A 23,144-nucleotide genomic window follows, 5' to 3' on the forward strand; every position below is an offset into this window, starting at 1 on the left:
TCGCCCCCCGCCGTCTCTGCCGGCTTGGGATGTCCGGCACTTTCAGACTATAGCGAGGCTTGTTCGCCGGGGCCGGCACGCATGCGAAAGAGGAGCGAGAAAAACGCAACGCGCCGACACTGTGGGTGTCGGAAGTGATGGGGCGAGTGGCTGAAAAGATAATATCGGGCGAGAACGTCGTCGGATGTCCGTCATACGTGCAACAGCAAGTGCTTGTGTTCCCATGAACTGATCACGTAGAAGAACACTTCGTACTCTGTTTTCTTCCACGCAAGGTAAGCCTTGACGAATTCCTTGCTCAGGACCGCGGCCAGCGGCTCACATGCCTCCAGCAGCGTCAAGCCTTCTGCAGATTGTGCGGCAACTAGTGCGGTTGCTGATATCCGTCGTTAGACAGGGGCTCGGTCGGCTTGAGCGCTTGAGGCATACCAGGTAGCTGGCCGCGAGCGTGCCGGCAATGGCCAGCTAGGGATTGCAGTTCGTACCCAATATGCGATTCCGAGGAAGACTACTTAGTGTCCGGCATAGACGAACCACGATGGCCGTCCATTCCTTTTTTGCGCAGCGACTGGTGTCGTTACTTTAGCGTCTGCAACGCGTTGCGCACCGTGTCAAAGACTTGCGTGATTTGTTGCTCGGAGATGATCAGCGGTGGTGAGAATGCGAGCGTGTCCCCGGTATAGCGGATCAATACGCCAAGCTCGAAACACTTGACGAACGCTTCGTAGGCACGCGCGCCGAACGCGCCGTCGCGCGATTCCAGTTCCACGCCGCCGACCAACCCCAGGTTGCGTACATCCTTCACGTACGGCGCATCGCGCAGCGCGTGGATCGCGTTCTCGAAAAAAGGCGCGATCTTTGCCGCCCGTTCAAACAATCCCTCGCGTTGATACAGGTCCTGCGCTGCAACTGCCGCTGCCGCCGCGATCGGGTGAGCCGAGTACGTATAGCCATGAAACAGTTCGATAGCACCCGGCGCGCTGGCATTCACGATCGTGTCGTAAATCTTCCTGTCCGTGGCTACCGCGCCCATCGGCGCGGCGGCGTTATTGATTGCTTTGGCCATCGTGATCAGGTCTGGCTTGACGCCGAAGAACTCAGCGGCCGTCGCGCGGCCGAGCCGCCCGAACGCGGTGATGACCTCGTCGAAAATCAGCAAAATGTCGTGCTTGGAACAGATCTCCCGCAGCCGCTGCAGGTAGCCTTTTGGCGGAATCAGCACGCCAGTCGAGCCGGCCACCGGTTCGACGATCACGGCTGCGATCGTGGACGCGTCGTGCAGAGCGACCAGCCGCTCGAGTTCGTCGGCCAGATGCGCGCCATGTTCGGGCTGTCCGCGGGAAAATGCGTTCCTTGCCCGATCGTGGGTGTGCGGCAGATGGTCGACTGCAGGCAGCAGCGCGCCGGAGAATGCCTTACGGTTGGCGACAATGCCGCCTACCGAGATGCCGCCGAAACCGACTCCATGGTAGCCGCGCTCGCGGCCGATCAGCCGGGTGCGCTGCCCGTGGCCGCGCGCCCGGTGGTAGGCGAGCGCGATCTTCAGCGCGGTATCGACCGACTCCGATCCCGAGTTGGTGAAAAAGATGCGGTCCAGCCCGTCCGGCATGACGCGGGCCACCTTGGTCGCCGCCTGGAAAGCGAGCGGATGGCCCATTTGGAACGGCGGCGCATAGTCGAGCGTGCCGGCCGATTGCTGCATTGCAGAGACGATCTCCTCGCGCGCGTGACCCGCATTCACGCACCACAGGCCGGCCACGCCATCGAGTACCTTGCGGCCATCACTGGCCGTGTAGTACATGCCCTTGGCTGACGTCAGCAGGCGCGGCGCGGCCTTGAACTGGCGATTGGCGGTGAATGGCATCCAGAAGTTCGACAGATCGCCAGTGATATCGGATGAAGTCATGGTCGCTCCTTGAGTCGTTGTCCCACTCTATCGCCGCCCGGTCACCGACGGACAGATATAGTTTGCAACTGTGCTCCTAACTTTATTGTTTGTCACCCAAACTGTACTGGACCACACGACCACACGACCACACGACCACACGATCGAACAACATCGGCTTCGCGCCGGCGCGCAATTGCCGTCGGTGCGCAAGTTGGCTCGCACGCACCGGCCATCGTCATCCGAGGGGGAGTCGCGATACGCCGGCAATTAGACAAAGGCTTGATGCATACCGCGTATCAGGTGGTTCCGTACGCGTCGTACGTTTGAGAAGATCAACGAATTGGCCGAGAAAACCAACGTTTTGGCACCGATCAGCGGCCCGAAAAGAGCGCGTTTTTTACGACCGGCGCCGAAGCGGTTGAGAATGCGGTGAAAATCGCGCGGCTTGCGCAAGCTATGCGACGAGCATGAGATCGTGTTGTTTGCCGATGAGATCCAGACTGGTTTTGCGCGCATCGGCACATTGTTCGCGATGCAGCGCTTCGATGTCAGCCGGACCCGGATGCCGATGGCAAAGAGCCTGAGCGGCGGCATGCCGCTGTCCGGCGTGGTCAGCTGGGCCGCGCTGATGGATGCTGTGGAACCCGGCGGGCGGGGCACCTACGCGGGCAATCTGCTCGCCTGCGCGGCGGCGCATGCAGTGCTTGACTCACAAAGCGAGTCCAGCAGCATGCCTCGAAGGTGGCCTGTTGCTGCTCTTATGCAGCGTACATGGTAATGTGTTTCGCTGCCTTTTCCCGCTGACGATCGAGCCGGCAGTGCTGGATGAGGAGCTGGACATACTTGAACATGCGCCGACGCACGGCACCGTCGCGCAAGCATAGGAACAGGAGCATGGGATCGGACAATCAGACGTTATCGTTGAAGGATTCGTCACTGCTGCGCGATCTGGCCTACGTCAACGGGGCATGGGTCGGCGCGGATGATGGGCGCGCGTTCGAGGTGATCGATCCGGCGACGGGCCGCACGCTAGCGGCCGTTCCGGCGATGGGCGCGGCCGAGACGCGTCGCGCGATCGATGCGGCGCAGCTTGCACAACGCGCATGGCGTGTGAAGACGGGTAAAGAGCGTGCCGCGGTACTGCGTCGCTGGCACGATTTGATGCTGGCTAATGCGCACGACCTGGCCATGATCATGACGGCCGAACAAGGCAAGCCGCTTGCTGAGGCGAAAGGCGAGATCGGCTATGCGGCATCGTTCCTCGAGTGGTTTGCGGAAGAGGCTAAGCGGGTGAACGGCGACATGTTGGCGAGCCCCGCCGGCGACAAGCGGCTCGTCGTGCTGAAGGAGCCGGTGGGCGTATGTGCGGCGATCACACCCTGGAATTTCCCGGCGGCGATGATCACGCGCAAGGTGGGCCCCGCGTTGGCGGCCGGCTGTACGATCGTGCTCAAGCCGGCGGAAGCCACGCCGCTGTCGGCGCTCGCGCTGGCCGCCTTGGCCGAGCGCGCCGGCGTGCCGGCGGGTGTGTTTAGCGTGGTCACGGGCGATCCGAAGACGATCGGCGCGGAAATGACGTCCAATCCACTCGTGCGTAAGCTGTCGTTCACGGGCTCGACGCCGGTCGGACGGCTGCTCGCGGCCCAGTGTGCGCCGACGATCAAAAAGCTGTCGCTGGAGTTGGGCGGCAATGCGCCGTTCATCGTATTCGACGATGCGGATCTGGACGCGGCCGTGGAGGGGGCGCTCGCCTCGAAGTACCGCAATGCGGGCCAGACTTGCGTGTGCACGAACCGCTTCTACGTGCACGACTCGGTGTACGACGCATTCTCGCGCAAGCTTGCCGATGCGGTCAGCCGGCTCAAGGTGGGCAACGGGTTCGACGCGGAGGTCACGCAGGGACCGTTGATCAACCAGTCCGCGGTGGACAAGGTTGAGTCGCACATCGCCGACGCGCTTTCCCACGGCGCGCGCGTGCTCTCAGGCGGCAAGCGGCACGCGTTGGGTGGCACTTTCTTCGAGCCGACGGTATTGGCCGGCGTGACCCAGGCCATGCGCATCGCGCGCGAGGAAACGTTTGGACCCGTCGCGCCGCTGTTCCGGTTCAGTACCGATGATGAAGTGATCCGTCTGGCCAACGAGACAGAATTCGGGCTGGCTGCGTACTTCTATAGCCGAGATCTGGGGCACGTGTGGCGCGTGGCGGAAGCGCTCGAGTACGGCATGGTGGGAATCAACACGGGCTTGATCTCGAATGAGATCGGCCCGTTCGGCGGTGTGAAGCAGTCAGGGCTGGGGCGCGAGGGGTCCAAGTACGGGATCGATGAGTATCTCGAGCTTAAATACTTGTGCGTCGGTGGGGTTTGATTCCTTCTGGTCGGGCGTGCCGCTTGGGACTGCGGTGCGTTGTGCACCAGCGGTTCCGGCAATCCCGCCCTGGTGTGCCGGAAGCCTTGTGCGTTGCGGCCCGGCGTCGTTTCATCGCGCGCCTGGCAGGGCATCGAAGCGCCACATACCATAGCTTACGCATAAGCGGGCCAGTTTCGGCCGGATGGCGTCGCGGCTGCCATAGGCGATGGATCTCGGCGGTGCCGCAGGCTTTTTCGGTACACTGTCACCAATCGGCCGGTAGCACGGATTGTGCTACCGGCCGATTGGTGACAACTGTGCGCCACCGCGCTTGTCGGCGTGGCGCTTGAACCTGTGTTTCGACCTGCTATGTCCGAGAAGTATGACGTCCGCCCCGGCCAATCCATCGAATTGCTCAAGGAACTCCATATCCTGACGCGCGAGGGCAAGCTTAACCAGGACAGCCGGCGTAAGCTCAAGCAGGTCTACCACCTGTACCAATTCATCGAACCACTGCTCGCCGAGTTAAAGCAACAGGGCCGCGACGTGACGCTGGTCGATCACGGTGCCGGCAAGTCGTACCTCGGTTTCATCCTGTACGATCTGTTTTTCAAGAACCTGGGCGACAACTCGCGCCTGTACGGTATTGAGACGCGCGACGAACTGGTGACCCAATCCGCCGACCTGGCCGCCCGGCTCGGGTTTCCTGGGATGGCGTTCCTGAAATTATCCGTAGCAGAATCGATCTCATCGGACCAACTGCCGTCAGCGGTGGACATCGTCACTGCGCTGCATGCTTGCAATACGGCGACCGACGATGCGATCCGCTTTGCGCTGGCCAAGCAGGCCCGCCATATCGTGCTGGTGCCATGCTGCCAGGCGGAGGTGGCGGCCGTATTGAGGCGCAACAAGGCGAAGGCGCTCGGACGCACCGCGTTGAGCGAACTATGGCGCCATCCGCTGCATACGCGCGAATTCGGCAGCCAGTTGACCAACGTGCTGCGCTGCCTGCAGTTGGAGGCGCATGGGTATCACGTTAGCGTGACCGAGCTGGTCGGCTGGCAACACTCGCTGAAAAACGAACTGATTATTGCCACGTACAAAAACCTGCCACGCCGCAAGCCGTCCGAGCGGCTGACGGCGATGTTGGCCGAACTCGGGCTAGAAGAACTCGCGCAACGTTTCTTCATCCCGGCGCTGGCCCGCGACAGCGAGCAGCGGATCGCCGATCCGGCGTGATCAACGACGCTCGTCGTGCGCCTCCAGCAGGCGGCGCCAGCCCGCGTGACCGAGTGCGCGCATCGTTTGCTCGTTGCGTTCGTAAATGTGCGCCGCATCTGGAAACGCATCAACAGCCCGCGTCACGCTGGCTTCTCGCAGCAGATGCAGGATCGGATACGGCGCACGGTTCGTATAGTTCTCGATGTCGTGCTCGCCGGTGCCGGCGAATTGGAACAGTGGGTGAAAGCTTGCGATCTGCACGCTGCCTTCCAGCGCGCGCCGACGCAAAAGCTTGTCCGCGCGTGGCAGGAAGTCGTTGAACGCGTAGAAGTCGGCAAATGCGTCCGGCAATATCAGCAACGTCGTATCGATCGATTGCGGATCCGCGTCGACCAGCGTTTGCAGTTCGACATCGAGTGCGGCCAGCACGTCGGCGGCGGTGCAGGCGTCGCTGACCGTGTAGCGGATCTGCTGCTTGACGTGGACGGCCTTCGCGAAAGGGCACAGATTCAGGCCAATGACGGCCCGTTCGAGCCATTGCACTGTGGCGCCGATGACGGCGGCGCGGCCCTGGCGTTTATCGTGCATCGGCATCACAGGGTGCGGTGGCCGCGTCGATCAATTGGGCGGCCAGGGCCGGCGCCGAGTCGATTATGTCGCAGCGCGGGTCGAAGGTCTGACTGGCGGTGTAGACGCCTTCAACGAGCAACGCAAGCGATGCACCGAGCCGTGCGGGCTCGTGTGCGCCGGCCTGTCGTGCCAGATCGGTCAGCCGTTCGAGCAACGCCGTCTTGTTACGGGCGACGATCTGGCGCGCCGGGTGGTCGCGGTCCGAAAACTCACACGATACGTTGACAAACGGACAACCCCGGTAGTCGGGTCGGCGCGCGCGCGCAGTCAAATCTTCAAAAAATTGCTTCAATTGGCGTGCCGGCTGCCCGGGATGTTGCGCGGTACTGCACTCGAACCGTTGCCAATACTCGGCGTCCATCCGGTTCAGGTACGCGACCACAAGCTCGTCTTTCGACGCGAACTGGCGGTACAGGCTCATTTTGTTGACGCCTGCTTGCTCGACAACTGCGTCGATGCCCACCGCACGTATGCCTTGAGCGTAGAACAGCCGCGCCGCCGCGTCGAGCAATTGTTGCTGTGCGTCGGCGCCTGCTGTTGGGGTGCGGCGATGCGTGCCGGCGGACGGCGTGCGCCCGTGCGGGGAGGGTTGATTGCTGCGACTCATGACTCTTCCTGCGCTGCACCGATACAGGAGGTCTGGCAGCGCAATACCATTCCTTGATATGTTACCGATCAGTCACTAAGATTGCAACTTCATGTTGCTGACCCGTAACATGAAGTTGCGGTCGAACCAACGGGACAGGCGCAGATGAATACAGCAGTGAAATGGATCGGCGGTCGCTTTCATCAATGTTCAACGGGCGCGGCACTACGCTGCAACGACCGGCCCGCTTTTCGGTATGCTTAGAGTTCTTCCCTGCTATGGTGACGATTCACGGCGAGACCTGACGATGACCCCCAAACCCGCCCCGACCGAAGTCGATATCCACCCGCTGCTCGCCGGGCGCTGGAGCCCGCGTGCCTATGCCGACAAGCCGGTGACGCGCGACATACAGCACCAAATTCTCGAGGCGGCGCGCTGGGCGCCGTCGTCATATAACTTGCAGCCCTGGCGTTTTATCGTCTTTGACAAGCATGCCGATGCGCCCACCTATGACCGTGCTTTTGCCACGCTCGTGCCGTTCAACCAGGGCTGGAGCAAGCCGGTGCCGGTGCTGATTGCCGTGCTGGCCAAGACCACCACGCCAAAGGGCGACACGAACCCCTGCGCGCAGTACGATACCGGCGCGGCGGCGATGGCGCTGGTGCTGCAGGCGCATGCGCTCGGCCTGTGCGCGCATCAGATGAGCGGCTTTGACGTCAATGCCTTCAAGCAAACCTTTCAGACTCCCGACGACGTGCTGCCGATTGCGATGATTGCGATTGGGCATCCGGGTGATCCCGCGCTGCTGGATGAGGCGCTGCGGGAGCGCGAATGGGCGCCCCGCCAACGCTTGGCGGGCAGCGAGCTTGCGTTTGCCGGTGCATGGAACAAACCGTTCTGATTTTGTCAGCGTCGGCCGCGGCGAGCATCGCGGCGGCGCCGATCAGATAGCCGCCGAATACCGCTGCGCGCTCGTGCGTATCGATTAGGCGACCGAGCAGCACGCCGGATATCGCATAGGTGAAAAAAATCGCGTTGTAGAAGAACGCTTGTGCAGCCATCAGCGCCAGCCCGACCAGCGAGCGGCGCCGATGCCGCACGAGTAGCGCGTGGCAGATTTCCCGCAGTGGCGTGTGGGGGCGCACCTTCAAGCGCAATGTTGGCAAACCCTCGCAGTCGAGCATGACGCCGCGGCGACGAAACTGCTGCTCGATCGCCGTGACGATCGCATGGGCCTTGTCGGGCCGCCCATGCGTCAGCAGCCAGCGCGGGCTCTCCGGAATCCACATCCGCATGAGTAGTACTAGCAACCCGAGTCGGCACCGATAAAAAAGCATAGACGCCACCCATAGTCCGGCGGCAGCAGCACGGGGTCCATGCAGCGACACAGGCTTTGCCTGCGGCGCTGCTTCGTGCTAAAAACCTGTCCCTTTCCGAGTTGGCGGTGTCAACCGTGAGTTTGCAGCTGGCCATCCCAGGAGCATCGAATGAACTATTGTGCAATTGATTTTGGCACGTCTAATTCTGCCGTCGCGCTGCCGGCGAGGGACGCCGCGCCGCATGGCGTCCGGCTAGCCCCGGTCGAGGGCAACCATGCGACCCTGCCCACGGCCGTGTTTTTCAATCTGGACGAGGACATTCGTGTGTTCGGCCGGGCTGCGATCGAATCCTATATCGATGGCTATGACGGACGGCTGATGCGCTCGATGAAGAGCATTCTGGGCTCGCCGCTGGCCGAGCAGAGCACTGAATTAGGGGACGGCACTGCGGTGCGTTATCTGGATGTGATTGCGCTGTTCCTACATCATCTCAAGCAGTGTGCGGAGGCCGCCGCGGGTCGGCCGGTGGAGCGGGCGGTGTTGGGCCGTCCTGTATTCTTTGTCGACGACGATCCGCGGGCCGATCGTCTGGCGCAGGACCAGTTGAAAACAGCCGCCCATGCCGTGGGTTTTCGGTACATCGAGTTCCAGTTCGAGCCGATTGCCGCGGCGTTCGACTACGAGGCGCGGCTCGATGCCGAGAAGCTGGTGCTGGTCGCCGATATCGGCGGCGGTACGTCCGACTTCTCGCTGGTGCGGGTCGGGCCGGACCGGGCGCGAAAGCTCGAACGGCAAGCGGACGTGCTTGGCCACCACGGCGTGCACGTAGCCGGCACCGATTTCGATCGGCGCGTGGAACTGGTGGCGATCATGCGTGAGTTGGGCTATCAATCACTGGACGAACAGGGACGCGAGGTGCCGAATCGGATTTACTTCGACCTCGCGACTTGGCACCTGATCAACACCGTCTATGCACCCAAGCGAGTGGGCGAGCTGCGGCTGACCAAGTACGTTTATGCACAGCCCCGCTACCACGACCGATTGATGCGCGTCATCGATGCGCGGCTCGGCCATGCGCTGGCCGGGCTGGCTGAGCGCGCGAAGATCGGCGTGGCCGCGGGCGGTGACGCGACGCTCGACTTGTCCCAGGTCGAGCCCGAGCTGGCGGTGGTTTTTTCCGAGCCGGAACTGCTGGAGGTGGCGCAGGACGAGATCCGCCGGATCGCGAACGCGGCGCGCGACACGCTACGTCAGGCCGGCGTGCAGGCCGCCGATTTGGGGGCGGTGTACTTCACCGGGGGCTCAACCGGGTTGCGCTGCGTGACTGAGGCGATCGGCGACGCGTTTCCGCGGGCGGAAAAGGTCTTCGGTGATCGTCTGGCCAGCGTTGCCACCGGACTGGGGATCCACGCGCAGCGCCTGTTTGATTGACGCGCACACCGGATGAAAAAACCCCGCATAAAGCGGGGTTTTTTCATGGGCGCATCGCGCCAGGCGGGAGGGGCTTATGCCGCGCGAATATTCGCCGCTTGCTTGCCCTTCGGGCCCATCTTCACTTCGTACGTGACCTTTTGGTTTTCCTGGAGGGACTTAAAGCCATCCATGCGAATTTCGGAGAAATGCGCAAACAGGTCTTCACCACCGCCGTCCGGCGTAATGAAGCCAAAACCTTTGGCGTCGTTGAACCACTTGACGGTTCCGGTTTCCATAAAACAAATCCTTAAAAATGAATAAGAGCCGAGGCCCGATAGCGCATGAAATCAAGGAAGGGTGAGAGGAACTACCGAAGTACCGTCGTGGGAGACTACAGAGGAACAACCACCAACACTCGCCACTTGAAATCCTGCATGCACATTTATATTGCGAAAATCAGACCCGGTCAATGTTTTTTTCGCAAACTCAGTAGTTTCCCGGATGCGCTCTAACCGGGATTGCTTCGGATTCGTCTTTTCTGCCATTTCTCGCAACGTCACGCATCGCCATCAAAAATGGGCATAGAGTTCGCTTTCTACGCCGCGGCTGGCGATTTATGTTAATCATTTGTCATTTGGTTGATGCCACGTGCAACGTTAATTCCGCGCTCGTCGGGTCGCCTCATGTTTCGTCGATTCGCAACTGATCGGCCAGTTGAAAGGTGCCATCGTTAAACTTCGCGCCGGTTGCAACCGACGCGTGACGCGTACTCACGAGACGTGCCAGCCGGAAACGGCACAGCGGTAAGGCGCGCTCATGTTCCTAGGAGATGTTGTGGATAGTTCGATCAAGCGAAACATCAGCCCCTTTGCGCTGATGTTGACCGGCTTGGGCTCGATCATCGGGTCGGGCTGGCTCTTCGGGGCCTGGAAGGCGGCAAAAATTGCAGGGCCGGCGGCAATCATTGCATGGATAATTGGGGCGGTGGTGATCCTGGCGATCGCACTGACCTATGCGGAACTCGGTGCGATGTTCCCCGAGTCGGGCGGCATGGTCCGCTATGCCCGCTACTCCCATGGTTCGCTAGTCGGCTTCATCAGCGCGTGGGCTAACTGGATCGCGATCGTCTCCGTGATACCGATTGAGGCAGAGGCATCGATCCAATATATGAGCTCATGGCCTTATGATTGGGCCCATGCGCTGTTCGTGCACGGCGAGCTGACCTTACCCGGGCTCCTGCTGTCGGCTGTGCTCGTGATCGTGTACTTCCTGTTGAATTATTGGGGCGTAAAGCTGTTCGCGCACGCGAATTCGGCAATCACGATCTTCAAGTTTCTGATTCCAGGCGCCACCATTCTGGGCCTCGTGCTGACCGGCTTTCATACGGATAACTTCGCGACCGGTGCGACTGGGCAGTTCGCGCCCTATGGCTGGTCGGCGGTGCTGACCGCAGTGGCCACCAGCGGCATTGTCTTCGCCTTCAATGGATTCCAAAGTCCGGTGAATCTGGCGGGCGAGGCGCGCAATCCGGATCGCAGCGTGCCGTTCGCCGTGGTCGGATCGATCCTGATCGCGCTAGTTATCTATGTGCTGCTGCAGGTCGCGTATATTGGCGCTATCAATCCGGCGGATGTCGCCAAGGGCTGGGATAAGCTGAACTTCAGTTCACCGTTTGCCGAGCTTGCGCTCGCGCTGAACCTGAATTGGCTCGCGATGCTGCTGTACGTCGATGCGTTCGTGAGCCCCAGCGGCACCGGTACCACTTACATGGCGACGACGACCCGGATGATTTACGCGATGGAGCGCAACAACACGTTGCCCAAGATTTTCAGTAGCGTGCATCCGCTTTATGGGGTGCCGCGGCCCGCAATGTGGTTCAACCTGATCGTCTCGTTCATCTTCCTGCTCTTTTTTCGTGGCTGGAGCTCGCTGGCCGCGGTCATCTCGGTTGCCACGGTGATCTCGTACCTGACGGGGCCGATTAGCCTGATGGCGCTGCGCCGCACCAGCGGGGACATCGAACGGCCGCTGCGCATCCCCGGCATGGGCTTGATTGCGCCGTTTGCGTTTGTCTGTGCGTCGCTGATCCTGTATTGGGCAAAATGGCCGCTGACCGGCGAGATCATTCTGCTGATGGTCGTTGCGCTGCCGGTTTTCTTCTACTACCAAGCCAAGGCAGGCTGGAAAGGATTTTCTAAGGACTGGCGCTCAGCCTGGTGGATGGTCACCTACCTGCCGGTCATGGCGGTGCTGTCGTACATTGGCAGCAAGCCGTTCGGCGGGCTCGGCTACCTCCCCTATGGCTGGGACATGGCGGTCGTCGCGGTGACCTCGCTCGGGTTCTATCAGTGGGGGGTGTCTAGCGGCTGGCGCACCGCGTATCTGGACGAGCGGGAACAGCGCGAGGAAATCCTGGAAGGCGTCGGTATTTGAGCGTGGGGCATCGGTATCGGCGTGCCGTCGCGTGCATCGGCGTGGATTGACACCGAGGCACGCGTGCCGGCTCGCGCCGCTACACTGCGTTACGCCGGCGGCAGGTGCGATAGCGTCGCCGCCGTAATCAGCGCGGCCGCCAGCAGTGCTGACTTGACCCACAGTGTTCTGCCAAGATGGGCGGCCGTGACTGAATAACGCGGCGACAACGTATTGCTTTCTCCGCCATGAGCGCGTTGCGCATCGCGCAGCCGCGGCAACCATACAGCACGGTTCAGTATCCCGAGCAATGCGGCCGCCGCCACGATGACGAGCTTGGCGCCAAGCCATCGGCCATAGTAGGTGCCGGCCAGCGGGGCGGGTGCGTTGGCGCAGATCCAGGCGACATTGTATAGGCCGGTGAGCGCGACCAACGCCAAGGCGATCGCCCACGCGCGGGACAGTCGTTCACAAAACGCCAGATGCCGCCCGCCGTCGGCGCGTGTCTGCAATGCGAACGTTGGCAACACGAATGCTGCGATGCTCACGCCGCCAGCCCATGCAGCGCTCGCTCCGACATGGACGCAGTACACGGCCTGCGTGAGGCTGAAGTCGCCCGCATCTGCCGCATGACTGGCCGCGGCCTTGCCTGCCGCATACAGCGCGAGGCCCAGCACCGTGATGCGCACCGGCCAACGGGGTGGGGCGCTGCCCGGCCCGGGGGGCGGGCCGCCTCGTGCTTGGCTGCCGCGCAACTGCACGCGCGAGGCGGCGAGTGCCACCGCGATACCAGCCGCCCCGGTCAGCCATGCGGCGCCGTCATGCGACTGTCGCAGCACAATGCCCAGCGCGGTGCTCAGTGTCGAGCCGCTCATCGTGGCGGCCTGCAGCCACAGGTACACCAACTGAGTGATGCCCAGCGCGCACAATGAAAACCATAGGATGGCCGGCAATCGGATGCCAGGCATGGCTTGCTTGATCGAGCCACGTAGTCGCAGCCGTGCGGCGTCGCGAGACGAAGCGAACACGGTGGCCAGCGTCGCGCCGCACAGTATCGAGCCTGCGGCGATCGCGAACAGCACGTCCTGGATGGCGGCGATGGTCATCTGCATGATGGACAGAGACGAGGTCATCGGGCCGCGCTCCGGTTGACGACCATGCGTGGGCGCGCTCGCGCAACGGCGAGGGGCGAGGCATCGGCGATGGGCGAAGCAACTTCACAGGTTGTGGCCGTGTTTTCGCGGGCGGCGACGGAAAGTGGATGCAATGCTTGGATAGTCATCAAGGCTGGAGCGGTCGGCGGGCTGCCCACCAAGCCACGGCGACCATCATCGCGGTGTGGGCAATGGCAGGATGGGGGCGGGTGGCAGGTGTCGGCGCCGGGTCCGCGTATGTCGGGGAAAACGAGCGCCGATTATGCCATGCGTCGCGATGGGGCGACCGTGCGCGAAGCAGCCGCCTCAGCGCGACGATGACGCGGTGCGTGTCACGGGCTCGCATCCCGCAGGCCGCTGCCCCATTGCTTATGCGGCGCTACAGCACGTAATGGGTCATCGCCAGCGAGCGCTGATAGGTGCCTTGCGCGTGGATATCCAGCTTGTAGTCGTCGTCGGCTGCGCCCAGCACGGCAAACACAGGTAGCAGATGCTCGTCGCTCGGATGCATCGCCACGGCGTAGGGTGCCTGCTGCCGGTAGTCGAGCAAGGCGCCCAGATCATGCGTGGCCATCCTCGCTTCAAACCATCCGGTGAACTCAGCCACGTGCGGATCTGCATCACCGGGCCGTGCCGAGAAGTCCGCGGCCTGTAGATTGTGCGTGATTTGTCCGGAGCCGACGATCAGCACGCCGTCATCGCGCAGGGGCCTGAGCGCGTGCCCGACCCGATAGTGATGTGCCGGATCGCGGTGCGGCTGAATCGACATCTGCACCACCGGGATATCGGCCGCGGGATACAGCAACAGCAGCGGAACCCAGGCGCCGTGATCCAACCCGCGTACGGCGCCGCTGGCCGCGATGCCAGCTTGCATCAGCAATTCGATGGCGCGCTGCGCGACGTCCGGTGCGCCGGGCGCATCATACGTCAGTTCGTACAGCGCGCGGGGGAAGCCATAGAAGTCGTGAAGGGTCTCTGGTGCCGTTGCGAGGCTGGCGACTGGCTCGGTGCTGGTCCAATGCGCGGACAACACGAGAATGGCGCGCGGACGCGGCCAGCGCGTGGCCAAGGCGGCGAACCCGACGCGCGGCATCGACGGGTCGATCGGCAGCGTCGGCGCGCCATGGGACAGGAAGACGGTAGGTAGACGGGGCATCGCAGCAGGCACGCATCTGGCGTGCAAAACAAGTCATACCGCGACTATAAGGGCGCGCGCCCGTCTAATAAATGCGACAGCGGGAAACGGATTGTGTCGTGCCGGTTGTCAATCCCGCGCCGGTGCCAGTCCCGTCCATGCCCGCGAGCGTGCTGCCGCGAGGCCGAACATATCTAGCGCGCGCGCGACGGTATCGGCCACCAATTCGTCGATCGTCGCGGGGCGGTGGTAGAACGCCGGCACCGGTGGGAACACAATGCCACCCATCTCAGTGACGGCCGTCATGTTGCGCAGATGCGCGAGATTGAGCGGCGTTTCGCGAACCATCAGCACAAGCCGGCGCCGCTCCTTCAGTGTGACATCGGCAGCCCGGGCAATTAGGTTGTCGGACAGGCCATGCGCGATGCTGGCCAGCGTTTTCATCGAGCACGGTGCCACGATCATGCCGTCCGTCTGAAACGAGCCGCTGGCGAGGGTTGCGCCGATGTCGCGCGGATTGTGCACGTAATGCGCCAACTGTTCGAGCGCCGCGCGCTCGATGCCTAATTCGTGTCGTACATTGAGCCAGCCGGCACTGGAGACGACCAGATGGCTTTCGACGCCGTCCAACTCACGCAGCGCGCGCAGCACGCCGGCGCCATAGGCGGCGCCGGTGGCGCCGGTGATCGCGACGATTAGCCGTCGTGTCGACGGCCGCGCGTCATGAGGCATTCGTGAACAACTGCTGCAATTCTCCGGACTGGTACATCTCCATCATGATGTCCGAGCCACCGACGAATTCACCGTTCACGTACAACTGCGGGATCGTGGGCCAGTTCGAGAACGTCTTGATGCCTTGCCGCACTGCCTCGTCCTCGAGGACATTGACCGTATGCACCGAATCGACGCCGCATGCCTTCAGGACCTGGATGGCTCGGCCGGAGAAGCCGCACATCGGGAATTGCGCGGTGCCCTTCATGAACAGCACGACCGGGTGGTCGCTAACGATTTGTTTGATGCGCTCTTGGGTATCCATGGCTGACCTTGCTTTAAATGCGGTTTGGATTAGATGATAGCGGATTTCGTCTGCCCGGGCCGGCGTTGCGGCCTGCTATCGGCTGCCGCAGGTGACGCGCTCGATGCCGGCCAGGTCTCGCACGGAGCGTACCGAGTCAAAGCCGTGCGCATCGAGCAGCGCGCGCACGGCTTCAGCCTGGTCGTACCCGTGTTCCAGCCAGAGTGTGGCGCCCGGCGCCAGCCACGCGACGGAACCGGTGACGATCGCGCGAATCGCGCTGAGCCCGTCTGCGTGGTCGGTCAGCGCGTCCAGCGGCTCAAAGCGCAGGTCGCCCTCGCGCAGATGCGGGTCCGACGCGGCGATATAGGGCGGATTGCTGACGATGGCGTCAAAGCGTGCCGGGGCGAGGCGATGCGGCTCGCTCAGCGCGTCGAACCAAGTGCCGTGGCGCAGTGCGAGACGGGGCTGCGTCGGTGTGCCCGACGTGACGAAATCATGACGCGCGGCCGATACCGGCAGTGCCGGCGCAAGCGCCGCGTCGCCGAGCAGGCGCCGCGCATTGCGCCGCGCGACGTCCAGCGCGCCAGCACAGCGATCCGTGGCGACGATCCGCGCATCCGGGCGCGTATGGGCGATCGCGATCGCGATGGCGCCGCTGCCAGTGCCAAGATCGAGTATGCGGGGGGACGGGATTGTCTGTACCGCGTTCAGCGCGCACTCAACCAGCAGCTCCGTCTCCGGACGCGGGATCAGCACGTGCGGCGTCACATCGAAGTCGAGCCCGAAGAATTCGCGCGAACCGACCAGTTGCGCGATCGGCTCGCCCTCGACTCGCCGGGCCTGCAACGCCAGAAAGCGCGCCGACAACGCGTTTGGCAGCGTGTCGTCAGCACGCGTGATCAGCGCGGTACGCGGCCAATCCAGCACGTGGGCGAGCAGAATCCGGGCTTCCAGCGGGGCCAGCGGCGAGTTTCGCAGCAGTTGCGCGACGCAAGTCATGATGCGCTTACTCGATCTCGCCCATCGCGGCGAGCAGCTCGGCCTGATGTTCCGAGACAAGCGCGTCGATGAGCGCGTCTAGGTCGCCGTCCATCATCTGTTCCAGCTTGTACAGCGTCACGTTGATCCGGTGGTCGGTCAGCCGGCCCTGCGGGAAATTGTAGGTGCGAATGCGCTCGGAGCGATCGCCCGAGCCCACGAGGCTTTTGCGGGTGGCGGCCTCCTTCGCATGCTGCTCCTGATATTGCTTGTCCTTAATGCGGGCGGCCAGCACCTTCATCGCGCGGTCCTTGTTTTTGTGCTGCGAGCGATCGTCCTGGCATTCCACTACGATGCCGGTTGGCAGGTGCGTGATGCGCACCGCCGAGTCGGTCTTGTTGATGTGCTGGCCGCCGGCGCCAGACGCGCGGAACGTGTCAATGCGCAAATCGGCTGGATTAAGCTCGATTTCGGCGATCTCGTCCGCTTCTGGCATCACGGCGACCGTGCAAGCCGACGTGTGGATACGCCCCTGCGTCTCGGTGGCCGGCACCCGCTGCACGCGATGCCCGCCTGACTCGAATTTGAGCCGCGAATAGGCGCCCTGGCCGATGATACGAACGATCACTTCCTTATAACCGCCCAGGTCCGACGCGCTTTCCGACATCATCTCGACCTGCCAGCGATGGCGTTCCGCATAGCGCAGGTACATGCGCAGCAGATCGCCGGCGAATAGCGCGCTCTCGTCGCCGCCGGTGCCGGCGCGAATTTCCACAAAGATGTTGCGCTCGTCGTTCGGGTCCTTGGGCAGTAGCATTTTCTGCAAGTCGCGCTCCAGTTGCTCCATCCGGCTGCGCGCCGCATTAAGTTCGTCCTCCGCGAAATCCCGCATCGATGGATCGGTCAGCAATTCCTGAGCGGTCGCCTCATCGTTGCGCGCGGTTTTCCACTGCGCATATTGCTCGACCACTGGCGCGAGTTCCGCGTGCTCGCGGGTCAGCTTGCGGTACTGGTCGAGATCGGACGTGACATCTTCGCGCGAAAGCAGTTCGTTCAACTCCGGCAGTCGCTTGGTAAGCTGCTCCAGCTTGGCTTGCATACTCGGTTTCATCGGCGCATCTGGCAAAGGGCGCGAACGGGGTCGCATTCAATGGAAAACGAAGGCACGCTCGACGATACGCGCGTGCCGGCGGGGGCGAGCGCCACTAACGCTCAGAGGGGCCGGCGTGCTGGTAGAAGCCGGACATCAGGTCGACCAGCTTGTCGCGATCACCGCCGGCCGCGTGGGTCAGCGCATGCGTCGGACCATGGATGAACTTGTTGGTCAGCGTCTGCGACAGTGCCTCGAGCACGGCGGCGGGATCGTCGCCGCGTGCCAGCATTTTCTGGGCGCGCTCCAACTCCACGCGGCGCAGCCGGTCGGCTTGCGTGTGCATGTGACGGATCACCGGCACGATGCTGCGTTGCTCGAGCCAGTGCATGAAGGCTTGCACGCGTGTCTCGATAATCGCCTCGGCCTGCGCGACGGCGGCTTGCCGGATGGCATTGCTTTCCCGCACGATCGAGCCAAGGTCGTCCACCGTATAAAGGAACACGTCGTCCAGCTCGGCCACTTCGGGCTCGATGTCGCGCGGCACCGCCAGGTCCACCATGAACATTGGCCGGTGCTTGCGTGCCTTGAGCGCGCGCTCTACCGCGCCCAGGCCGATGAGCGGCAGGGTAGACGCGGTACATGACACGACGATGTCGAACTCGTGCAGCCGCGACGGCAGCTCGGCGAGCATGATCGCCTTGCCGCCGAAGCGCTCGGCTAGCTTGCTGCCCCGCTCCACGGTGCGGTTGGCGACGATCAGCTCACGCGGATTCTGCGCGGCGAAATGCGTCGCACACAACTCGATCATCTCGCCGGCACCGATGAACAACACGCGTTGCCCGGCGATGTTCTCGAAAATGCGTTGTGCCAGCCGCACTGCCGCGGCAGCCATCGATACCGAATGCGCGCCGATCTCCGTCTGCCCGCGCACTTCCTTGGCCACCGCGAACGTGCGCTGAAACAACTGGTTCAGGTAGGTACCGAGTGCACCGGCTTCCGACGCGGTGCGCACGGCGTCCTTCATCTGGCCCAGGATCTGGGTTTCGCCGAGTACCATCGAGTCTAGGCCCGATGCCACTCGCATCGCATGACGGACTGCTTCGGACTGCGGCAACGCGTAGATATGCGGGGCAAGCTCCTCGACCGAGATCCGGTGATAGCTCGACAGCCACGCGATCGCATGTTCGCGCGCGGCGCGGTCGTCGGTCGCACAGTAGAGTTCGGTCCGGTTGCAGGTTGACAGTATCGCGGCCTCCGCCAGTGCTTGCTGTGCGTGCGCGATACGCGTGGCGGCACTGGGGGCCGCGATGTGCGCCTCATCGCGCCGCGCCCACGCGTCCTTGAGCGTGTGCAAGGCTGGCTTGATCTGCTCGAGCGGAAACGCCACGCGCTCGCGCAATGCGACCGGCGCGGTGTGGTGGTTGATCCCGATGGTGAGCAGGTGCATGGTTGCCGTCAAAAGTAGCCCATCATTATAACTTTTTTGGCCGTTGGCCACCCCCGGCTGCCGGCGCCATCCGGCACGCCGCACGGCGGCACTGCCCGCGCTTATCTCGGCGCGTTGGCCGCCGGTGCGGTTAAACTGGCCGGCAACGCGAGTGGGCTGTTCGAGGATGGCGAGGTGCTCGAATGGTCGCTGTGCGTGCTTGGCGCGATGACGGCCGTGGCCGTGACCGTCTCGCTTGGCTCACATCCTTTTTGCCGGTGAACTCAATGAACGCCCGACAAACCGCCGCCGATCAGGCGGTCTCCTTCCCCGAGCGGCTAGCGCGGCTGCGCGATGCGATGAAGCGTGCCGATCTGGCCGCGTATATCGTGCCGTCCGCTGATCCGCACTTGTCCGAGTACCTGCCGCAACGCTGGCAGGGCCGTGCGTGGCTGTCTGGCTTCACTGGCTCGGCGGGTCTGTTGGTCGTGACGTCGGACTTTGCGGGACTGTGGACCGACAGCCGTTACTGGGTGCAGGCTGCCGCGGAACTGGCCGACAGCGGCATCGAGTTGATGAGGATTCAGGCGGGGCAGACGCAGCCCCATGTGGACTGGCTCGCCACGCACCTGGAACCCGGTGCGCAGGTCGGCGTGGATGGCAGCACGCTGGGCCTGGCCGCCGCCCGTGTGTTGCAGGACGCGTTGCAGGCGGCTGGTGTGCAACTGCGCGCCGACGTGGACCTGCTCGAGCTAATCTGGGACGGCCGACCGACGCTGCCTGGGACGCCGGTGTACGAGCACGATCTTTCCTACGCGCCCGTGACCCGCGCGCAAAAGCTTGATCAGGTGCGCAGCGCGATGCGCGACAAGGGTGCACACTGGCATTTCGTCTCCACGTTGGATGACATCGCATGGATTTTCAACCTGCGCGGCGCCGACGTGGGCTACAACCCGGTCTTTGTCGCGCACGCGTTAATTGGGCCGCAGCACGCGACGCTGTACGTGGCCGACGGCAAGATCGACGCGGTGTTGCGCGAGCGGTTGGCGCAGGACGGCGTGCACGTTGCCCCCTACAGGGATGCGCCGGCGGCGCTAGCCGCGATTGAGCCCGATAGCACGCTGCTGATCGATCCGCGCCGCGTCACGTATGGGTTGATGCAAGCCGTGCAGCCTGGTGTGAAACTCGTCGAGGCGGTGAATCCGTCGACCTTCGCAAAGTCGCGCAAGACGCAAGCGGAAGCCGTCCATGTGCGCGCGACGATGGAGCAGGACGGCGCTGCGCTTGCGGAATTTTTTGCGTGGTTCGAACAGGCACTCGGGCGCGAGCGCCTCACCGAATTGACAATCGACGAAAAGCTTACCGCCGCGCGAGCACGCCGCCCCGGCTTCGTGTCCCTTAGCTTTCCGACGATCGCCGCGTTCAACGCCAATGGCGCGATGCCGCACTATCGCGCGACGCCGCAGTCGCATGCGCTAATCGAGGGCGACGGTCTGCTGTTGATCGACTCCGGCGGCCAGTATCTGGGCGGCACCACCGATATCACACGCGTTGTGCCGGTGGGCCGGATCCGCGCCGAGCAGCGGCGCGATTTCACGCTGGTGCTCAAGGGCATGATTGCGTTGTCGCGCACGACGTTTCCGCGGGGCGTGCGCTCGCCGATGCTGGATGCAATCGCACGGGCGCCGATTTGGGACGCATGCATGGACTTTGGACACGGCACGGGCCATGGGGTCGGCTACTTCCTGAACGTGCATGAAGGACCGCAGGTGATTTCGCACTACGCGCCGGCCGAGTCCTACACGGCGATGGAAAAAGGCATGATCACGTCGAACGAGCCTGGTGTTTACCGTCCCGGCCAGTGGGGCATCCGCATCGAAAACTTGCTGTTGAGCCAGCCGGCGCGCACGAGCGAGTTCGGCGAGTTCCTCTGCTTTGAGACGTTGACGCTGTGTCCGATCGATACCCGTTGCATCGAGCGGTCGTTGCTGCGTGAAGATGAAGTGGCCTGGCTCAATGCCTATCACGCGCAAGTGCGTGAGCGGGTCGGCAAGCATCTGAGCGGCGACGCGAAGGCGTGGCTCGAGACCCGCACCACGGCAATCTAACGCTACATCGCGATTTCTGGGCGCCTGAAGCCGGCCAAGCCGGAACCGCGGATCTTCCGGTTGACCGCGCCGTGTCCCACCCCGCCTCTGCCGGACATCCAGCTGGGTGAAATCGCCTTCATCGACGACAACCAGTACAACGCGCAGGCGGCCGACGCGATCGGCTGGCGCGGCGCGCATCACATGGATGCCGCATCGACGTGCCAACGCCTGCGCCAATTGGGCAACTGGGGCTGCCGATCTGAGCCGCACAAGCGGCCCGCGATCTGATGTCAACGCGTGATCGGCTTGTACCGCAGCCGCTTTGGTGCGGCTGCCTCGTCGCCAAGCCGCGCTCGCTTGTCGGCTTCATATTCCTGGTAGTTGCCATTGAAGAACACCACCTGCGAGTCGCCTTCAAACGCGAGGATGTGCGTGGCAATCCGGTCCAGGAACCAGCGGTCGTGCGAAATCACCATCACTGATCCCGCGAATTCGAGCAGCGCATCCTCGAGCGCGCGCAACGTTTCGACATCCAGGTCGTTTGACGGTTCGTCTAGCAGCAGCACGTTACCCCCGGCGATCAGCGTCTTGGCCATGTGCAGCCGTCCGCGTTCGCCCCCGGACAGGTTCCCGACCTGCTTTTGCTGATCGGCGCCGCGGAAATTGAAGCGGCCGATGTACGCACGCGATGGCGTTTCGTAGCGGCCGACCGTCAGCACGTCCGCGCCGCCGGAAATTTCCTCGAACACCGTCTTGTCGGCGGCCAGCGCATCACGGCTTTGGTCCACATAGGCGAGCTTGACCGTGGGTCCGAGTTTGACGGTGCCGCAGTCCGGTTGCTCGCGGCCCGTGATCATCCGGAACAGCGTCGACTTGCCCGCACCGTTCGGCCCGATGATGCCGACGATCGCGCCGGGTGGTACCGAAAAGCTTAGATTGTCGATCAGTAGGCGGTCGCCGAAGCTTTTGCTGACGTTCTGAAATTCGATGACTTCGTTGCCGAGACGCTCGCCCACCGGGATGAAGATCTCCTGCGTCTCGTTGCGCTTCTGGTATTCGACGCTGTTCAATTCTTCGAAGCGGGCGATACGCGCCTTGGACTTGGCCTGGCGGCCCTTCGGATTCTGGCGTACCCACTCCAGTTCCTTGTGGATCGCCTTCTGACGAGCGGACTCCGCCGCCTCTTCCTGCTTCAGGCGAGTTTCCTTCTGGTCCAGCCAACTGCTGTAATTGCCTTTCCATGGGATGCCGTGGCCCCGGTCCAACTCCAGAATCCACTCCGCTGCGTTATCCAGGAAGTAGCGATCGTGCGTGACGGCCACGACCGTGCCCGGGAAGCGCACCAGGAATTGTTCGAGCCACTCGACCGATTCCGCGTCGAGGTGGTTCGTCGGCTCGTCGAGCAGCAGCATGTCGGGCTTTTGCAGCAGCAGCTTGCACAGCGCGACACGGCGTTTCTCGCCGCCGGATAAGTGCTCGATCCGGGCGTCCCATGGTGGCAGTCGCAGCGCGTCGGCTGCCACCTCGAGTTGCTGCTCAGCGCTACCGCCTTCGGCGGTGGCCAGGATCGCCTCGTACTTGGCCTGGTCGGCGGCTAGCGCGTCGAAGTCGGCGTCCGGCTCCGCATAGGCCGCGTAGATTTCATCAAGCCGCTGCTGCGCGTGGAACAGCTCGCCAAGGCCTTCCTCGACCGCTTGCTTGACCGTGTGCTGCGGGTTGAGTTGTGGCTCCTGTGGCAGGTAGCCGATCTGGATGTTGGACATCGGGGTTGCGTCACCCTCGATGTCCTTGTCCAATCCGGCCATGATTTTCAGCAAGGTCGATTTGCCCGAGCCATTCAGGCCGAGCACGCCGATCTTCGCGCCGGGAAAGAACGACAGCGAGATGTCCTTCAGGATATGTCGCTTGGGCGGCACGATCTTGCCGACCCGGTTCATGGTAAAGACGTATTGAGCCATCGGGTTTGCGTAACGGAGACGAAGCTGGAGGGGGCAGCTTGGCACGGGCGCAAAGCGCGTGCGCGGCTGCCTAAAACCACTATTGTACGGCTCCGGGCGCCGATGGCGGATCGCATTGGCCGTGTGGTGGCTTGGCCGACGTGCGAACGGTGCTATAGAATGAGGCAAGGTGCGCCGGAGGCGAGGGGCGATGCGCCGCTACGATGCGTCAGGATGCCGCCGTGGGATGTGCTGCGGCGCGACACCGCCCGTTCGTGGCCACCGCATGCTAAATTGCCGTAGTTTGCAGTTGCATTGCGCTGCTGCTACGATCCGGTTTCGGGCATGTCCCACTTTTCTTTCCTGTTCTGATCAACCGGCACCGAGGGAGGCGCAGTGATGTTGATACTGCAGATCGCCGTCCCACACGTGGCGCCACAACACCGTTAGGCGCTGCCGGCGCGGGTTGCCGAGCACCCGCGCGCGGTTTCCCGA

At 63.1% G+C, this 23,144-nt stretch carries 20 protein-coding genes and 3 pseudogenes; 9 read left to right on the top strand and 14 right to left on the bottom strand.

Features of this window, described 5'->3' with window-relative positions; genetic code table 11:
- Window positions 1-191: 191 nt before the first annotated feature.
- Together KPG66_RS05050 and KPG66_RS05055 are read right to left on the bottom strand one after the other, a co-directional pair.
- Window positions 192-498 (bottom strand): annotated as a pseudogene (locus tag KPG66_RS05050) (glutamine synthetase); the annotation flags it as partial.
- Window positions 499-577: 79 nt separating this feature from the next.
- Complete coding sequence (locus tag KPG66_RS05055; RefSeq protein WP_237070175.1) at window positions 578-1,906, bottom strand: aspartate aminotransferase family protein; 1,329 nt, start codon at window positions 1,904-1,906, stop codon at window positions 578-580.
- A 206-nt stretch (window positions 1,907-2,112) separates the two neighbouring features.
- On the opposite strand from KPG66_RS05055, the pseudogene KPG66_RS05060 reads away from it, so the two are divergent.
- The 3 genes and pseudogenes from KPG66_RS05060 to KPG66_RS05070 all read left to right on the top strand — a co-directional run.
- A pseudogene (locus tag KPG66_RS05060) lies at window positions 2,113-2,772 on the top strand (aminotransferase class III-fold pyridoxal phosphate-dependent enzyme); the annotation flags it as partial.
- A 10-nt stretch (window positions 2,773-2,782) separates the two neighbouring features.
- A complete protein-coding gene (locus tag KPG66_RS05065; RefSeq protein ID WP_237070176.1) occupies window positions 2,783-4,255 on the top strand; it encodes an NAD-dependent succinate-semialdehyde dehydrogenase in 1,473 nt (490 codons plus the stop codon).
- Window positions 4,256-4,606: 351 nt separating this feature from the next.
- Window positions 4,607-5,476 (top strand): class I SAM-dependent methyltransferase, encoded by an 870-nt coding sequence (locus KPG66_RS05070; RefSeq protein ID WP_237070177.1) that lies wholly within the window; start codon window positions 4,607-4,609, stop codon window positions 5,474-5,476.
- Here the strand turns inward: KPG66_RS05070 and KPG66_RS05075 are convergent, their stop codons facing one another.
- Together KPG66_RS05075 and KPG66_RS05080 are read right to left on the bottom strand one after the other, a co-directional pair.
- On the bottom strand, window positions 5,477-6,046 hold the full coding sequence (locus KPG66_RS05075; protein ID WP_041754173.1) for a DUF1415 domain-containing protein: 570 nt from the start codon (window positions 6,044-6,046) through the stop codon (window positions 5,477-5,479).
- Window positions 6,036-6,695, bottom strand: a complete 660-nt coding sequence (locus KPG66_RS05080; protein WP_013434897.1) for a TetR/AcrR family transcriptional regulator — start codon at window positions 6,693-6,695, stop codon at window positions 6,036-6,038. Before KPG66_RS05080 ends, KPG66_RS05075 begins: the two co-directional genes overlap by 11 nt.
- A 286-nt stretch (window positions 6,696-6,981) precedes the next feature.
- Here KPG66_RS05080 and KPG66_RS05085 point away from each other — a divergent pair, with 286 nt between their 5' ends.
- Complete coding sequence (locus tag KPG66_RS05085; RefSeq protein ID WP_237070178.1) at window positions 6,982-7,575, top strand: nitroreductase family protein; 594 nt, start codon at window positions 6,982-6,984, stop codon at window positions 7,573-7,575.
- Window positions 7,576-7,684: 109 nt separating this feature from the next.
- Here KPG66_RS05085 and KPG66_RS05090 read toward each other — a convergent pair.
- A pseudogene (locus tag KPG66_RS05090) lies at window positions 7,685-8,052 on the bottom strand (MFS transporter); the annotation flags it as partial.
- A 109-nt stretch (window positions 8,053-8,161) separates the two neighbouring features.
- Between KPG66_RS05090 and KPG66_RS05095 the strand changes: the two are divergent.
- Window positions 8,162-9,424, top strand: coding sequence for an Hsp70 family protein (locus KPG66_RS05095; protein ID WP_237070179.1), 1,263 nt, complete (start codon window positions 8,162-8,164; stop codon window positions 9,422-9,424).
- A 74-nt stretch (window positions 9,425-9,498) separates the two neighbouring features.
- Here KPG66_RS05095 and KPG66_RS05100 read toward each other — a convergent pair whose 3' ends face one another.
- Window positions 9,499-9,702: a cold-shock protein gene (locus tag KPG66_RS05100; RefSeq protein ID WP_013434901.1), complete on the bottom strand. Its 204-nt coding sequence runs from the start codon at window positions 9,700-9,702 to the stop codon at window positions 9,499-9,501.
- Window positions 9,703-10,240: 538 nt separating this feature from the next.
- Here KPG66_RS05100 and KPG66_RS05105 point away from each other — a divergent pair.
- Window positions 10,241-11,839, top strand: coding sequence for an APC family permease (locus KPG66_RS05105; protein ID WP_237070180.1), 1,599 nt, complete (start codon window positions 10,241-10,243; stop codon window positions 11,837-11,839).
- Window positions 11,840-11,928: 89 nt separating this feature from the next.
- Here the strand turns inward: KPG66_RS05105 and KPG66_RS05110 are convergent, their stop codons facing one another.
- The 7 genes from KPG66_RS05110 to hemA all read right to left on the bottom strand — a co-directional run bounded on the left by KPG66_RS05110 (window position 11,929) and on the right by hemA (window position 18,643).
- Window positions 11,929-12,951 (bottom strand): CopD family protein, encoded by a 1,023-nt coding sequence (locus tag KPG66_RS05110; protein ID WP_237070181.1) that lies wholly within the window; start codon window positions 12,949-12,951, stop codon window positions 11,929-11,931.
- A gap of 400 nt (window positions 12,952-13,351) precedes the next feature.
- The gene (locus KPG66_RS05115) at window positions 13,352-14,128 is read right to left on the bottom strand and encodes a DODA-type extradiol aromatic ring-opening family dioxygenase (protein WP_237070182.1); all 777 of its coding nucleotides are present in this window, start codon (window positions 14,126-14,128) and stop codon (window positions 13,352-13,354) included.
- A gap of 108 nt (window positions 14,129-14,236) precedes the next feature.
- Window positions 14,237-14,839 carry a UbiX family flavin prenyltransferase gene (locus tag KPG66_RS05120; RefSeq protein ID WP_013434907.1) on the bottom strand — a complete coding sequence of 201 codons (603 nt, stop codon included), beginning with the start codon at window positions 14,837-14,839 and terminating at the stop codon, window positions 14,237-14,239.
- Window positions 14,829-15,143, bottom strand: a complete 315-nt coding sequence (gene grxD, locus KPG66_RS05125; protein WP_013434908.1) for a Grx4 family monothiol glutaredoxin — start codon at window positions 15,141-15,143, stop codon at window positions 14,829-14,831. The genes KPG66_RS05120 and grxD overlap by 11 nt, the downstream gene beginning before the upstream one ends.
- A gap of 75 nt (window positions 15,144-15,218) precedes the next feature.
- Window positions 15,219-16,124, bottom strand: coding sequence for a peptide chain release factor N(5)-glutamine methyltransferase (gene prmC, locus KPG66_RS05130; protein WP_041753315.1), 906 nt, complete (start codon window positions 16,122-16,124; stop codon window positions 15,219-15,221).
- Window positions 16,125-16,131: 7 nt separating this feature from the next.
- A complete protein-coding gene (prfA, locus tag KPG66_RS05135) occupies window positions 16,132-17,214 on the bottom strand; it encodes a peptide chain release factor 1 (protein WP_237070183.1) in 1,083 nt (360 codons plus the stop codon).
- 94 nt (window positions 17,215-17,308) lie between these two features.
- Window positions 17,309-18,643 carry a glutamyl-tRNA reductase gene (gene hemA, locus KPG66_RS05140; protein WP_237070184.1) on the bottom strand — a complete coding sequence of 445 codons (1,335 nt, stop codon included), beginning with the start codon at window positions 18,641-18,643 and terminating at the stop codon, window positions 17,309-17,311.
- 36 nt (window positions 18,644-18,679) lie between these two features.
- On the opposite strand from hemA, the gene KPG66_RS05145 reads away from it, so the two are divergent.
- Genes KPG66_RS05145 through KPG66_RS05155 form a run of 3 tightly spaced genes read left to right on the top strand, consistent with a single transcriptional unit; the run spans window position 18,680 to window position 21,000 of the window.
- Window positions 18,680-18,904, top strand: coding sequence for a hypothetical protein (locus KPG66_RS05145; protein WP_013434912.1), 225 nt, complete (start codon window positions 18,680-18,682; stop codon window positions 18,902-18,904).
- Window positions 18,905-18,909: 5 nt separating this feature from the next.
- Window positions 18,910-20,730, top strand: a complete 1,821-nt coding sequence (locus tag KPG66_RS05150; protein ID WP_237070185.1) for an aminopeptidase P family protein — start codon at window positions 18,910-18,912, stop codon at window positions 20,728-20,730.
- A gap of 60 nt (window positions 20,731-20,790) precedes the next feature.
- The gene (locus KPG66_RS05155) at window positions 20,791-21,000 is read left to right on the top strand and encodes a hypothetical protein (protein ID WP_237070186.1); all 210 of its coding nucleotides are present in this window, start codon (window positions 20,791-20,793) and stop codon (window positions 20,998-21,000) included.
- 2 nt (window positions 21,001-21,002) lie between these two features.
- On the opposite strand, the gene ettA is transcribed toward KPG66_RS05155, so the two are convergent.
- Window positions 21,003-22,670, bottom strand: a complete 1,668-nt coding sequence (ettA, locus tag KPG66_RS05160; protein WP_237070187.1) for an energy-dependent translational throttle protein EttA — start codon at window positions 22,668-22,670, stop codon at window positions 21,003-21,005.
- Between the last annotated feature and the right edge of the window lie 474 nt (window positions 22,671-23,144).

Source organism: Mycetohabitans sp. B2, assembly GCF_021733735.1.
GTDB lineage: Bacteria > Pseudomonadota > Gammaproteobacteria > Burkholderiales > Burkholderiaceae > Mycetohabitans > Mycetohabitans rhizoxinica.